This window comes from Rhodohalobacter sp., assembly GCF_034521535.1.
Lineage (GTDB): Bacteria > Bacteroidota > Rhodothermia > Balneolales > Balneolaceae > Rhodohalobacter.
Window position 1 is genome coordinate 254,742 of the sequence record NZ_JAXHMF010000005.1, and the last position, 14,355, is coordinate 269,096.

The following is a 14,355-nucleotide window of genomic DNA, read 5'->3' on the forward strand; positions in this document are numbered from 1 at the left end:
TTACTTATCACTGCTTTTTTTATATCTAAAAATTAATATTTATTGAGTTCAATGAGCTCCTGCTGAGTTTAATAACTCCACTACATTCTCATGGTGATGCGTGATAGCCTGATCTTTGGCTGACCAGCCTCGATCATCGTGAACATCCACATCACTGCTCTGCTCTATCAAATACTGAACAATTTTATAATGACCGTTCGTCGATGCCCAATACAAGGGTGACGTTCCTCTATTATCCCTGTGATCTACCTCTGCCCCGTTATTTACTAATAATTCAACAATATCCTTGTGACCATATTTGGCAGCCTTTAGAAGAGCCGTTCTTTCATGGCTATCCTGTGTATCAACATTTACTCCCTCTTTAAGTAGTCGGGATATTGTTTCGATATTGCCGGTTTCTGCGGCTTCTAGAAATGCTTCATTATTCATGACGTATCCTCCTCAACTGAGTATTAAGATTGGCACCTGAATTGTAATTTTCAAGTAGTCAAATGTCAAATTAGAAATACGACCCAAAAGTGAAGATTGAATGAATCAGAAATAAACCGAATATAAAAATAACCCGGTATCAACTTGTCTGAGGACCAAGAATAAAAAAAGCTACTTTTAAAATTCTTGTTTAGTGATACCGGGCTCATCTAACACCTAAAGGACGTAATTTTTTCCGAAACAGTTTCACTTCCAAGTTAGATTTAACAATTATTTAAAACAGCCTGAGTTGTTCGCCGGTATCCTTAATAAAATGATCAGTAGACAGTTGAAGATTTCGTTTATTCAATTCCAACCTGTTGGTATGGACTTGAAACAGATCACGAATCTGTGCAGCATATGAACCTTGTCCTTTCATTCGCTCACCCCATTTGCTGTTGTTTAATTTTCCTCCCCTAATGTCGAGGACTTTATTTAAAACTTTGTTCTTTCTATCGGGATAATGCTGTTCCAGCCACTCAACGAAAATATCTTTTACCTTATGTGGCAGCCGAATGATGGTGTATCCAGCAAAATCTGCCCCGGCCTCTTTCGCATGTTCGAGTATGGATACCATTTCATGATCTGTGATACCGGGAATGATGGGAGCAATATTTACACCCACCCGTATCCCTGCATCTGAAAGTTTACGAATAGCCTCCAGTCTCCTATTTGGGCGTGACGTCCGAGGTTCCATAACACCGGTAAGATCTTTATCTAAACTTGTGACTGATATCGTAACACTTATGCAGTTATACTCACTGAGTTCGGCTAACAGATCGACGTCTCTTGTTACCAGATGATTTTTTGTGATCAGCCCAACCGGGTTTCTGAATTCAGCTAACACACTCAGGCACTCTCTTGTGATACCAAGCTTCTTCTCTATAGGTTGGTAGATATCGGTTACGCCACTCATAGCTATAACCTGTGGTTCCCATTTTTCAGCCCGTAGTTCTTTCCTTAGGATCGATGCCGCGTTATATTTCACCATGATCTTGCTTTCAAAATCCAGGCCTGAGGAAAAACCTAGATACTCATGGTACGGCCGGGCATAACAGTATATACACCCGTGTTCACACCCTCTGTATGGATTGATACTTGCATTGAATCCGATATCCGGACTTTTATTGTAGGTGATCAAAGATTTGGATGCATCCCGTATCAGTTGGGTTTTGGGGGATGGCTTCTCTCCCGTTTCCTCATCCAAGTCGTAGTCCACATAATTTCCTTCAAACCTGTTGACCGGATTATCAGAGGCTCCGCGGCCACGTATTGGCTTTTTGTCTGTATTCATAAATAGTTTACATATTTTGTACATATAATATATGCAAACGATACAGTAAAATCAGACATAGAATTTTTATAAATAAAAAAGGCACAGATCAGAGACCCGTGCCTTTAAAAAAATTATCCGGATCAGATCTTAATTACTGTAGACCTTTTCGCCTGCAACCCATGTTTCTAGTACTTCAGTTTGCCAGATCTCTATAGCCGGAACTTCAAAGAAGTCGCGGTCAATAACAACGAAATCTGCCCATTTACCCGGTTCAAGACTACCAAGTACATTTTCCTGATGAGCCGCATAAGCTGCGTTTAAAGTAAATGATCGCAAGGTTTCTTCTCTGTTTAACTTTTCTTCAGGATACCAGCCATTTGGTGGATTCCCTTCGTGATCCTGACGAGTCACTGATGAGTACAATCCATAAAATATATTCACATGCTCTACTGGGAAATCAGAACCATTAGCTATAACGGTTCCCTGATCTAAAAACTTCTGCCAGGCATATGCTCCTTTAATACGTTCAGAACCGACTCGGTCCTCAGCCATATTCATATCGCTGGTTGCATGCGTGGCCTGCATGGAGGCAATGATATCGAGCTCCTTAAATCGCGGGATGTCTTCAAGCGAAACGATCTGTGCATGCTCTATCCTGTGGCGCAAACCTTGATCTCCATACTCCTCAATGGCTTGTTCAAAAGCATCTAGTACAACCTCATTAGCTCTGTCACCAATTGCATGAATGTTCGTTTGGTAACCATTCGAGACTGATTTATCCACCATCTCGTTCAATTCTTCCTGCTCGTAGAATAATAGTCCTTTGTTTCCTGGATCATCAGAATAGGGCTCTTTCATAGCAGCACCGCGACTTCCCAGGGCACCGTCAGCAGATATCTTCACACTTCTTAGCGCAAGCCTGTCATTTGCATATGAATTTATCGGACCGTTTTTCGAAAGTTCATCGAAATCATTACCGGTACCGCCGATCATGGCATATATTCTCGTGATCATTTTGCCTTCATCAGCAAAGGTCTTATAAAGTTCCCAGGTTTGGGACGGAATACCAGCGTCATGCACTGAGGTAATTCCTTCACTCGACATTTTTTCAAGGGCTTTTTCAAGAGCAAGCGTTCGCTCCTCTGCAGTTGGTGCAGGAATATTCTGGGTTACATAACTTTCAGCCGCATCAATAAAAACACCGGTAGCCTTACCGTTTCTATCACGGATCACCTTACCACCCTGTGGGTCAGGTGTATCCTGACTGATGTTAGCGATCTCCATTGCCTTGGTATTACCCCATCCTGCGTGACCATCAACACGGGTCAACCAAACCGGACGATCAGGAACAACCTTGTCAAGGTCAGCCGCAGTAGGAAATTCATTTTCAGGCCATAGAGTTTGATTCCATCCTCTACCCTGAATCCATTCTAATTCCGGATTTGCCTCAGCATAGACCTTGATCGAGTCTAATGTAGCCTCAAGTGTTTCAATGCCAGCCACATTAATGTTCAATTCCTGATATCCGAGTCCCATAACATGGGCGTGGGCATCAATTAAACCGGGTAAAATTGTTTTTCCTTCAATATCAATTATCTTACCGGCATTGGATAGTTCCTCACCCCCAACTTCTCTGACTTTTCCATCTTCAATAATCATTTTTTGAAAGGTGATCAGTGAGTCGTTGTAAAAGGTATAGCCGTTAGCATTTACAAATGTCTTCACTTCCGCATTATCTGAACAAGCCGTTAGCAATGCGGATAACATGAAAACAGTAATTAATAAATTTTTCATACTCATAGTTTGATTAGAATTTTATTGAATATAAGCATTGAGTCATGATATGATAAGTGAGGAATCAAATTATCCTCAATCGAGATCCAATTTTACAAAAGTTGACCTCAACATTACCTCACGCATTCTATGGATAACTAACTCAGGTCTTGATAATTTCCACAAGTCATCCGTTATAAAGGCAGGTACGATATTTAGATCTTTCAGATCATCCTTTGTGAAGAATTTGAGATCCTGAATGATCTGATCCTGATCGAATACCTCAGGATCTTTCCCCAAACTAAGATTCCCACCGGTTCTTTCTACCTGATAATAGAATTCGATAGCATGAATGCCATTGTCGATCAATTCTTTTACATGCAAAAGATCTTTAACAGTGACTTTCAATCCGGTTTCTTCAGTGAACTCTCTTTGAACGGCCTCACGGAGACTTTCACCGAAATCTACTTTTCCACCCGGCGGTATCCAGATCAGTTCGTCAGTTACAGGAGAATGAAGGTTAATGAGCAGGATCTTACCTTCCTCGATCAGAATACCGCAAGAACGAACCCTGATCTCACCTGAATATCTGCTTTTGTCCACGCGGTTTATTTGGCTACTTCTTTTGATTTAAGGGAACTGTACAATCCTGAGTCTTTTGCATTTTGAAGACAGGCCTTAACAAAGTCCACAAACAGATGATGCGGATTATTGACCGTACTCTTTAATTCAGGATGGAACTGTACTCCTACAAACCATGGATGCTCAGGAATCTCTATGATCTCAACCAGATCTCGTTCAGGATTCATACCCGCCAGCTTCATTCCATTTTCTGTGAGCTTGTATCTAAGGTTGTTATTAACCTCATACCGGTGACGGTGCCGCTCTTCTATGATCTCTTGACCGTAAGCTTTGAATGCATTAGAGTCTTTATCAAGTTTGCATGTGTATTTACCAAGACGCATTGTGCCACCCATGTTCTCGATATCCTTTTGATCATGCATGATATCAATAACAGGATATTCAGTTTCCTCGTCAAACTCTGAACTGTTGGCTTCCTCCCAACCGCATACATTTCGCGCATATTCGATTACAGCACACTGCATTCCTAAGCAAATCCCAAAAAATGGAATATTGTTGACCCGGGCATAATGTACGGCTGCCATTTTTCCTTCGATGCCACGTCCGCCAAAACCCGGTGCCACTAAAATGCCGGCAACATCCTTGAGATGTTCAACTACATTATCTTTTTTAAGCTCTTCAGACTGAACCCATCGAACTTTAACATGACAATCGTTTACAGCACCGGCATGAATGAAAGCTTCAACAATCGATTTGTATGAATCGTGGTGCTCAACATATTTACCGACCAATGCGATCTCAATTTCACCTGATGGATTACAAACTGCTTCAACAAAACCGAGCCAATTATCCAGATTTGGTTCCTTGGTCTCCAGTTTAAGTTTTTCAATGACACGTTTATCGAGTCCCTCTTTTTGCATCAGCAGTGGGACTTCATAAATGCTGCTGGCGTCAATAGATTCGATCACATCTTCGAGGTCAACATTACAGAACTGTGCAACTTTTCTGCGAATCGTTTCATCCAAAGGGTGCTCGGTTCTGCAAACCAGAATATCCGGTTGAAGTCCGCTTTCAGACAGCGTCTTTACAGAATGCTGAGTTGGTTTTGTTTTCAACTCACCTGCAGCAGCAAGATAAGGGACCAGGGTAAGGTGAATTGATAGGGTGTTATGTCGCCCCACATTGTATCTCAACTGACGTACAGCCTCGATATAAGGCAGACTTTCAATATCGCCAACGGTTCCACCGATCTCCACGATCACTACATCGTAATCTCCTGACTGGCCGAGTTTGAGAACATGAGATTGGATCTCATCAGTGATGTGAGGAATAACCTGAACGGTTTTACCGAGATAAGCACCCTGACGTTCTTTGGTGATCACATCATAGTAAATACGACCGGTAGTAACATTATTTTCCTGAGAAGTTTTAATGTCCAGAAACCGCTCATAGTGTCCTAGATCGAGATCGGTTTCAGCTCCATCATCCGTTACGTACACTTCTCCGTGTTCGTAAGGATTCATCGTACCCGGATCAACGTTGATGTAAGGATCCAGTTTTTGGATGGTTACCTTGAGTCCCTGAGCGACAAGTAAACGCCCCAGAGATGCACAGATTATTCCTTTACCTAACGAAGACGTAACCCCTCCGGTTACAAAAATATATTTAGTGGACATGCAAGATGTGGGTATGGTTGATGGATGTAAAATATAGGGGGTTCCCTACCCTCATTCAATGCAAAACAGGAATTAATCCCCCTTACTTTTCCACATGTTATCCACAACCTGTTTTAGCAGGTCTGGTTTATCGGTGAAAATTCCGTTAACACCCTTTTTTATCATTTTTTTCATTCTGCGTTCGCTGTTAACGGTATAAACAAAAACCGGAATATCAGCTTCTGAAGTCTCATCCGCCCACTTTTTTGTAAATAGGCGATAGTTACAGTTAAAGGCGTCTACCTTATATGCATTTACCAACTGTTTAGGCCCCATTCCATCAGATTGTTCCTTCTCATATAGTAAAGCTGCTGCGATATTCACATCCAATTCCTTTAAATGGGCTACTGCCCTGTAATCAAAACTTGAGAATAAAACGTGATCCAACATATCGAATTTTTTTACAAGCTCGTAGGCTTTTTCTTCGATACCATTTTTAAGCTCATCTGCAACGGCTTCTGTCTTTATCTCGATATTTAAAGCTATCTTCCCTTTGGCAAACTGCAGTACTTCTTCCAGTGAGAGAATTCTCTCACTAGAGTGCTTTTTTCCGAACCATGATCCTGCATCCAGTTTTGCTAGTTCTTCAAACGTATAGTCAACCACTTTACCCGTACCATTGGTTGTTCGATCCAGTGTTTCGTCATGTATCGCAACCGGGATCCCATCTTTGCTCAGCAAAATATCCAACTCTATCATTTCAGCCCCCATATCATAGGCAGCTTTAAATGCCCCTAAGGTATTTTCAGGATAGTAGGCACTCGCACCCCTGTGACCAATTACTATAAAATTATCTCCATTATCTGAATACAATGATACCGGAAGAGACATATCATTCACCTGTGCATTTACTGGAATGATTCAATAAAATCAATGGAAAAGTGAATCAATAAAATCTCAATAGTCCTGTCATGGCATCTGCAGTTGAATTTACAGCGCATAAAAGTTAGCAGCACTTTCAATTTTGATTATTGATCACCTGTTTGATCGCTTTTTGGAGTAACGAATCAAATGTGCCGGCAAATACTATAGTTCTGTGAAGCATAAATAAACCGCTCATCATAGTAATTGAGCCAAAAACGGTCATCAGAGTGGCTACCCAAACTGGTTGAATACTTCCAACCAAAGAAAGCGCTACCACAGCACTACCTAAGAATAACTGTAACAGAGAGGATATAAAATATAGCCCATCAACCGAATGGACCTTATCCATGAATACGGATATTCGTGACGTTTTAGTTGAATTTATTTGATCTTGAAGATCGTTGCTAACGGTAGGATTTTTAAATTCTTCTTCTTCAAACATAACCTTTATCTTTCTTGATAACTTATTAACCCATAACTAATCATTTCTTACAATCATTATAATGAAAGTAGAATGGATTTAAAATAATTTATGCCAAATACTGACAATTTTTTTATTTACGGTCGAAATCCTGTTGAGGAAACCTTAATGGAACGGCCGCACGAGGTCGATAAGATATTTGTGAAAAATAATATCAAACCTTCCACATATCAGAATATCATAGAACTTGCAGATCAAAATGAAGTTCCCTTGGTAAAAGTTCCCGGAGCAAAAATCTACGGACTTGTCGGCAAGGTAAATGATCAGGGTTTTGTGGCACAGATAAGTGCAGCCAGATACACCAATTTCTTTGATTGGGCCGAAACTCTGATCCTCACTGAAAATCCTGCTGTTTTGTTACTGCATGGAATTGAGGACCCTCATAACTTTGGTGCCATACTCCGTTCAGCAGCAGCTGCCGGTATTAATGCGGTTATAATCCCCATGCAAAATCAGGCTCCCGTCAATGCTACAGTCTTTAAAACTTCTGCAGGAACAGCCGGACGAATTCCCATCATCCGTGTACATAATTTGAATCAGGGGCTGAAAGACCTCAAAGCTACAGGTTTTGAGATCGTTGGGCTTGATGGCAGTGCAAAAAAGGAAGTATGGAAAGCTGATCTGGATCGGCCGATCGCTTTTATGATCGGAAATGAAGGTGAAGGTATTTTACCGGAAAACCTTAAACGATGTGATTCTCTTATCAAGATCCCAATGGAAAATGATGTGGAATCGTTAAATGCATCAGTTAGTGCAGCTTTGGTTTCTTACGAGTGGAAAAGGCGCAGGACAAAATAGAGCCAACTTAGTTTAGTAAAGTAAGTAAGATTCTCTTTTACTTTTGAAAATGCTAACGTCCTCCTTCCAGCTTGGTAAGGGGTCACCATTTTCAATAATGGATTCCAGATCGATCCCAAACAGCTTATTTGCAAAGTCTGTGATTTCAAAATTATCTGCATGATCTTTTGCATACAACAAGAGGTCCATCCCTAAATTTAGTGGGTCAGTGCTTTCATAACCTTTTGGAAAAGAGATCCTAATGCCTTCTGATAATTCATTTTCTAATTTGGGGCTTACAGCTTTCCCGGGAATTGAGCGGGGAGTGAAACTGATCGAATCGAGTTGAACCTGATGTTCTTCTTCCAGCTTTCTTATAGCGGAAGGCACATAGTTAAATCCGGGTGACCCAATAGTTAAAAAAGGAGAATCTGTTCCCCTGCCCTCTGACAAATTTGTACCCTCAAAGATCACAGTACCTGTATAGGCAAACGCATGATCAAAGGTGGGAAGATTGGGGGAAGGTGCTATCCAAGTCAACCCGGTCTCCGGCCATATCATGTTGCGATTCCACCCTTTCATTTCAATAACCTCATAATTTAGGTCATCTCCGGTATCGATCCATCCTTCACCGACAGCCATCCCTGCTATCTCACCCATTGTAAGACCATAAACTATGGGCATAGGGTAATAACCTACAAACGACTTGTATTCATCTTGCAAAGTCCACCCTGCAACATAATCTCCGCCCAAAGGGTTGGGACGGTCAAGGACCCATACTTCCTTCTTATTTTCCCAGGCAGCTTCAAGTACTAAACCCATCGTCGCACTGTAGGTATAGAACCTGACTCCCATATCCGGAAGATCAAATAAAAGCAGATCTACATCCTCCAGCATTTCAGGAGTCGGTTTCTTGGAAGTTCCGTACAACGAAAAAACAGGCAATCCGGTGGTTTGATCAACCCCATCTTCTATGACCTCTCCAGCCCCGGCTTCACCCCTAAAACCATGTTCTGCCGCATATAAAGCTCTAACGTTCACCCCAAGACTTAGCAAGGTATCTAGCATGTGAACCCCATCCACTCTGGAAGTTGGATTCATAATCAGCCCTACCTTACGGCCTTTTAGTTCTTCAAGATGTTCATCCAGCAAAACCTCAGCACCACTTTTAATAACCGGCATAGTCTGACTTTGGATATTATCGCAGCCTGTTATGAGTGTAACAAATAGTACTATCAGGAATGACGTTCGCATGCATTTATTTTTTTTATTGAAATAAAAAAGCCTCGCTTAAAATAATTAAACGAGGCTTAAACATTTATAGAACCAGCCAGATCAAGCCTGATTTGCCACGACTTCAGACTCAGCAAAGAAGTAGGCCGCTTCGATCTTACCATTTTCAACGGAATCAGATCCGTGAATAATGTTTTCTCCAAGACTGTCAGCAAAATCAGCACGGATAGTTCCTTTATCTGCTTCCGCAGGATTTGTAGCTCCGATCAGTGCTCTGAAATCAGCGATTGCATTGTCTTTTTCAAGTATCATTGGTACACAAGCACCACTGCTCATGAATTCACAAAGTTCATCATAAAACGGTCTTTCTTTGTGAACCGCATAGAATCCACCGGCGGTATCTTTGGTGAGTCGGGTCATTTTCATTGCCAGAATTTTAAAGCCGGCTTCTTGAATTCTTTTGGTAACCTCTCCGATCAAATTCTTTTTTACGCAGTCAGGTTTTAGAATAGTCAGTGTTCTTTCTTTAGCCATTATTATTGTGTCTTATATTTTTGTAACATTTGGTTATAGAGATACTCTATTTCTTTACCTTGAAGATACGGGTTCATTCATCAAGTTTCGAACTTTTAGTACTTTTTCGGTTTAAGATATCCTGTTATTTAGCATTCATGAAGGAAGGACGACAAATACATCACTGGGTTTTCAATCTGGCAGCGCCACCTGCCAAGTTATGGCCATATGTATCTGACACTAACCGCATATTTCGAATTCTTGGAGCTCCTCCGGTTCAGGAAATGCCTCTTTCAAGAAATACTCCAAAAGGATACCTGGAACTTTCCCATAGTATTCTCAACTCTCAGGTCACCTGGCAGGAAGAACCCTACGCGTGGGAAACTCCCTTTAGGTTCAAAGTCACCCGTAATTATAAAATCGGGTTTCTGGAACATATGAGCATTTTAACAGAATGCATTGAAACGGATGAAGGAACGAACCTGATCGTTAAAGTTACGGTAGATCCTTCGAACTCATTACTCTACTATCCCATCAAATTGTACGTTAACTACGTACTGAAAAAGAAACTGACCGGTTATCTTGAGATCGTTGATAATGCTGTCAGTCAGGGATTACACCCTTACGAACTAAACGAAGAAAAATCACTTATCAGGGGGGCTGATCGCAAAATCGAAAGGATCTCTAAAGAGCTGGTCGAAAAGACCAAGCGTAAACGGATCGTGCGTCACCTCATTGAACTTATTCGAAAAGCGGAAGATGAAGACCTTGAGAGCATTCATCCTTACAGTTTAGCCGAATACTGGGGTGAAAAGAAATACTCTGTACTAAATGTATTTCTCCATGCCACAAATCTGGATCTTCTAGATTTCAGCTGGGACATTTGTTGCCCAAGATGTAAGAGTCCAAAGAATAACTTCAGGAAGTTACAGGATACTCGTGGCCATTTATATTGTGAGGATTGTAATGATGATTACACAATGGATTTCAACAAGAACACCCACCTCGTGTTCAAGCCACATCCACTCATTCGAAGTATATCTGACAAAAAATACTGCTTGGGCGGTCCCGGAAATAAACCGCATCGGGTGATTCAGCAAAGCCTGGCAATCGGTGATGAGCGATATCCTGAACTACAACTTGAAGAAGGTACGTATCTTTTCAGGACTCACAATCACGAGGGAAATCTGGTTTTCCATGTCCGGGAGGATGGCACCGATAATGTGAACATCTATGTGACTGATGAGGAATTCCACAGCCAGAGTATCACCATTTCAAAAACCCCGAATCTTGGAATCTTCAATCATTCCTCTCAGCCAATGGTTTGTTTCTTCGATAAACTTAACTGGAAAGAAGAAGCCATATATGCCACTGAAGTCTGTTCCAATGTTGACTTCAATACTTTGTTTCCAAATGAAACCCTAAAAGAAACAAGCAAGGTAAAAGCATCAGAAGTAACCATGCTGTTCACGGATCTTATGAACTCAACTGAACTTTACGTCAAAGAAGGCGATGAAACAGCTATCGGACGGGTAATGGGGCATTTTAGAGTGATACAGCAGATCATTGCGGAAGAGCGTGGTGGTATCGTAAAAACGATCGGCGATTCAGTAATGGCTGTATTCTGGGAACCGGTCTCTGCCCTCAAAGCAGTACAGCGAATTCAGCAAATATTCAGCAATTCATCTGCCGTTGGAAATGCTTTTAAGATCAAAGCCGGAGTCCATTTTGGAGACTGCACGGCTGTGAATCTCAATGGTCGTATTGACTACTTTGGCACAACTGTGAATCTTGCATCCCGTTTAGTTGATGCAGCCTCTGAAAAAGAGATCATGCTTTCTGAAGCCCTTTACGAGCATCCTGACATCAAACTTTATCTCGACAAAAACTCCAAATCTTTCTTCGTAAAAGACAGCTCCAAAGAACTCAAAGGATTCAGTGAAGAGGAAATTAAGGTTAAGCAGATCCGACTTGAGCGCCCACCAATGCGACTGGTTATTTAAGAAGATAACATTAGGTATTCCGCTTTTAACCTTTTTCTACACCGCCTCACTTTTGTTTTTATAATTGCCCTTACCTTCGCATCTTTAAGAGTAATACTCACTCAAATTTTCTCATAATGTCTGCAAAAAAAATACACCCTTCCATTGCTGATAGTGTTCAGCCAATGAAGCCTAAAAAGAACGTCGCACTGATCGCTCATGACCATCGTAAAATGGATCTACTGGATTGGGCTGAATACAACAGCGAAATATTGTCTGATCACAACCTTTTTGGTACAGGAACAACCGGTAAACTCGTCTCAGAGAAAACAGATCTGCCGGTATTTAGATTTAAAAGCGGACCTCTTGGAGGTGACCTTCAGATCGGTACAGCTATCGTCCAAAACGAGATCGATGTGATGATCTTCTTTTGGGATCCCCTTCAGGCTCAGCCACACGATGTGGATGTAAAAGCCCTGCAGCGCATCAGTATTGTGTATAACATACCGATGGCCTGCAACCGATCATCAGCAGATTTTCTGATCACTTCACCCCTCATGAAAACAAAATATGACCGGTTCATTGTAGACTACAGTAAACGTTTCAAAAAAGATTTTGATGCCGAATAAATTAGCCAAAGAAAAAAGTCCCTATTTACAACAACACGCTGATAATCCAGTTGATTGGTATCCGTGGGTTGACGAAGCCTTTGATAAAGCTAAAAAAGAAAATAAACCGATCTTTCTCTCCATTGGCTACGCTACCTGCCATTGGTGCCATGTTATGGCCCACGAAAGCTTTGAGGATCCTGAGATCGCTGAGATGATGAACGAGGCTTTTATAAACATCAAAGTTGATCGGGAAGAAAGGCCGGATATAGACAACATGTACATGACCGTTTGCCAGATGCTAACCGGTCAGGGAGGTTGGCCATTGACGATCATTATGTCACCTGACAAAGAACCTTTTTTTGCAGGCACCTATATTCCAAAGGATGCCAGATTCAACCGTATAGGATTGCGGCAACTTATTCCCGGTGTAGTTGGTATGTGGAAGAATGAACCAAAACGGGTCAAAAAAGCTACTGAAAAGATCAAAGAAGGGTTTCAACAGTCTCAGGAATTTGAAGGCGGAAAATTCCCCGGAACCGAGGCTACAGATTTTGCAGCAGAACAGCTTGCCAGGAGTTTCGATACAGAGCATGGAGGATTTGGAACAGCTCCAAAATTTCCAAGTCCCCATAACCTGATGTTTCTGCTGCGACAGTGGAAAATGAACGGTGATCAACGCTTTTTAGATATCGTAACAGAAACATTGACCAAAATGCGTTTGGGTGGAATATGGGATCATATTGGATATGGGTTTCATCGTTACTCCACTGACCGGGAATGGCTTCTCCCTCATTTTGAAAAAATGCTTTATGATCAGGCTTTATTACTGATGGCTTATGCAGAAACCTGGCAGGCCACAAAAGAGCCGTTATTTAGAAAAACAGCTTATGAAATCATTCATTACGTGAACCGTAAACTCAGACATCCTGCCGGTGGTTTTTACTCAGCCGAAGACGCCGACAGTGAAGGCGAAGAAGGTAAGTTCTATGTTTGGAAACTTTCAGAACTGAATGACGTCCTTAAAAAAGACGAACTTCAATTCTTCGCTAACCAATTCAATATCAAAGAAGAAGGTAATTTTGAAGATGAAGCTACGAAAAAGCTAACCAAAGCTAACATACCCCACCTTGCTTCCCCTCTTGAGGATAAGGATTCCAAGACCTTTCAAAAGATCAGGGAACAATTATTCGAAAAAAGAGAGCAACGGATTCATCCTCTTTTGGATGATAAAGTACTAACTGACTGGAACAGCTTAATGATTGCCGCTTTTGCTAAAGCCGGTTTCATCTTTAATGATGATGAGCTGATCAAAACGGCAGAGGACGGTATCAATTTTATTAATAAGAATCTGGTCGATTCAGGTGAATTGCTACACAGATACAAAGATGGAGAAGCCGGTATTGAAGCGATGGCAGATGATTATGCCTTTTTGATCTGGGCTCTGATCGAATGTTACGAAACCACCTTCAAACCTGAATATCTGGAACAAGCTCTAAACTGGAACAAGAAGTTTTCAGACGTATTCTGGGATAGTGAGAACGGCGGATATTTTTTCAGCATGCAGCAAGAGGATCAGATCTATGGACCTCAAAAACAACTTTATGACGGGGCAGTCCCTTCATCAAATTCGGTTTCACTTAATAACCTGATCAGGCTTAGCCGTTTGACCGGTAAAACAGAATTGGAAGAAAAAGCTCAAAAGATCGGTGAGACATTCTCAGCTGACCTGATCCGATCCGGTTCAAGTATCACACAAAGCATGCAGGCCATTCAGTTCTTAAACGCTAGTTCAAAGGAAATAACATTAGTCTCGACAGATAAAGACACTGAGTTTTTTAACGACCTATTCCGGGAACCATTTGAGCCGTTCAATGTGATCCACTTCAAGCATCAGAATAATGCTTTAAAACTGGCAGAGATTGCCCCCTACACAGAATCACAGCACTCAAGGGACAATGATTCAGCTCTCTACGTTTGCACTGATTTTGTATGTGAACAACCGATATTTAATGCTCAAGAAATGAAGAACGCTTTGCGCAAATAAAAAAAGCTCTCCTCATTTGAAGAGAGCTTTAAAACA

13 protein-coding genes are annotated in these 14,355 nt (G+C 41.4%); 4 read left to right on the forward strand and 9 right to left on the reverse strand.

Annotated features, from left to right (window positions below; all coding sequences use genetic code 11):
* Positions 1-48 precede the first annotated feature (48 nt).
* The 7 genes from U5K35_RS08155 to U5K35_RS08185 all read right to left on the reverse strand — a co-directional run bounded on the left by U5K35_RS08155 (position 49) and on the right by U5K35_RS08185 (position 7,120).
* Positions 49-429, reverse strand: a complete 381-nt coding sequence (locus tag U5K35_RS08155; protein WP_322570963.1) for an ankyrin repeat domain-containing protein — start codon at positions 427-429, stop codon at positions 49-51.
* Positions 430-703: 274 nt separating this feature from the next.
* Entirely contained in the window at positions 704-1,762 is a 1,059-nt protein-coding gene (locus U5K35_RS08160; RefSeq protein WP_322570964.1) for a PA0069 family radical SAM protein, read from the reverse strand.
* A 129-nt stretch (positions 1,763-1,891) separates the two neighbouring features.
* Complete coding sequence (locus U5K35_RS08165; protein WP_322570965.1) at positions 1,892-3,538, reverse strand: amidohydrolase; 1,647 nt, start codon at positions 3,536-3,538, stop codon at positions 1,892-1,894.
* A 75-nt stretch (positions 3,539-3,613) separates the two neighbouring features.
* Entirely contained in the window at positions 3,614-4,120 is a 507-nt protein-coding gene (locus U5K35_RS08170; protein ID WP_322570966.1) for an NUDIX domain-containing protein, read from the reverse strand.
* A 5-nt stretch (positions 4,121-4,125) separates the two neighbouring features.
* On the reverse strand, positions 4,126-5,775 hold the full coding sequence (locus tag U5K35_RS08175) for a CTP synthase (RefSeq protein ID WP_322570967.1): 1,650 nt from the start codon (positions 5,773-5,775) through the stop codon (positions 4,126-4,128).
* A gap of 72 nt (positions 5,776-5,847) precedes the next feature.
* Positions 5,848-6,645, reverse strand: coding sequence for a glycerophosphodiester phosphodiesterase (locus tag U5K35_RS08180; RefSeq protein WP_322570968.1), 798 nt, complete (start codon positions 6,643-6,645; stop codon positions 5,848-5,850).
* Positions 6,646-6,772: 127 nt separating this feature from the next.
* A complete protein-coding gene (locus tag U5K35_RS08185) occupies positions 6,773-7,120 on the reverse strand; it encodes a hypothetical protein (RefSeq protein ID WP_322570969.1) in 348 nt (115 codons plus the stop codon).
* Positions 7,121-7,210: 90 nt separating this feature from the next.
* On the opposite strand from U5K35_RS08185, the gene rlmB reads away from it, so the two are divergent.
* Positions 7,211-7,957, forward strand: coding sequence for a 23S rRNA (guanosine(2251)-2'-O)-methyltransferase RlmB (gene rlmB, locus U5K35_RS08190; protein WP_322570970.1), 747 nt, complete (start codon positions 7,211-7,213; stop codon positions 7,955-7,957).
* Positions 7,958-7,969: 12 nt separating this feature from the next.
* On the opposite strand, the gene U5K35_RS08195 is transcribed toward rlmB, so the two are convergent.
* Together U5K35_RS08195 and ndk are read right to left on the reverse strand one after the other, a co-directional pair.
* Positions 7,970-9,190, reverse strand: coding sequence for a DUF1343 domain-containing protein (locus tag U5K35_RS08195; RefSeq protein WP_322570971.1), 1,221 nt, complete (start codon positions 9,188-9,190; stop codon positions 7,970-7,972).
* Between the two features lie 81 nt (positions 9,191-9,271).
* Positions 9,272-9,703 carry a nucleoside-diphosphate kinase gene (gene ndk / locus U5K35_RS08200; RefSeq protein WP_322570972.1) on the reverse strand — a complete coding sequence of 144 codons (432 nt, stop codon included), beginning with the start codon at positions 9,701-9,703 and terminating at the stop codon, positions 9,272-9,274.
* A gap of 137 nt (positions 9,704-9,840) precedes the next feature.
* Between ndk and U5K35_RS08205 the strand changes: the two genes are divergently transcribed.
* The 3 genes from U5K35_RS08205 (at position 9,841) to U5K35_RS08215 (ending at position 14,319) form a co-directional block, all read left to right on the forward strand.
* Positions 9,841-11,685 (forward strand): adenylate/guanylate cyclase domain-containing protein, encoded by a 1,845-nt coding sequence (locus tag U5K35_RS08205; RefSeq protein WP_322570973.1) that lies wholly within the window; start codon positions 9,841-9,843, stop codon positions 11,683-11,685.
* A gap of 164 nt (positions 11,686-11,849) precedes the next feature.
* Positions 11,850-12,293, forward strand: coding sequence for a methylglyoxal synthase (locus U5K35_RS08210; protein ID WP_416221621.1), 444 nt, complete (start codon positions 11,850-11,852; stop codon positions 12,291-12,293).
* Positions 12,283-14,319, forward strand: coding sequence for a thioredoxin domain-containing protein (locus U5K35_RS08215; RefSeq protein ID WP_322570975.1), 2,037 nt, complete (start codon positions 12,283-12,285; stop codon positions 14,317-14,319). Before U5K35_RS08210 ends, U5K35_RS08215 begins: the two co-directional genes overlap by 11 nt.
* The last annotated feature ends 36 nt before the right edge of the window (positions 14,320-14,355 follow it).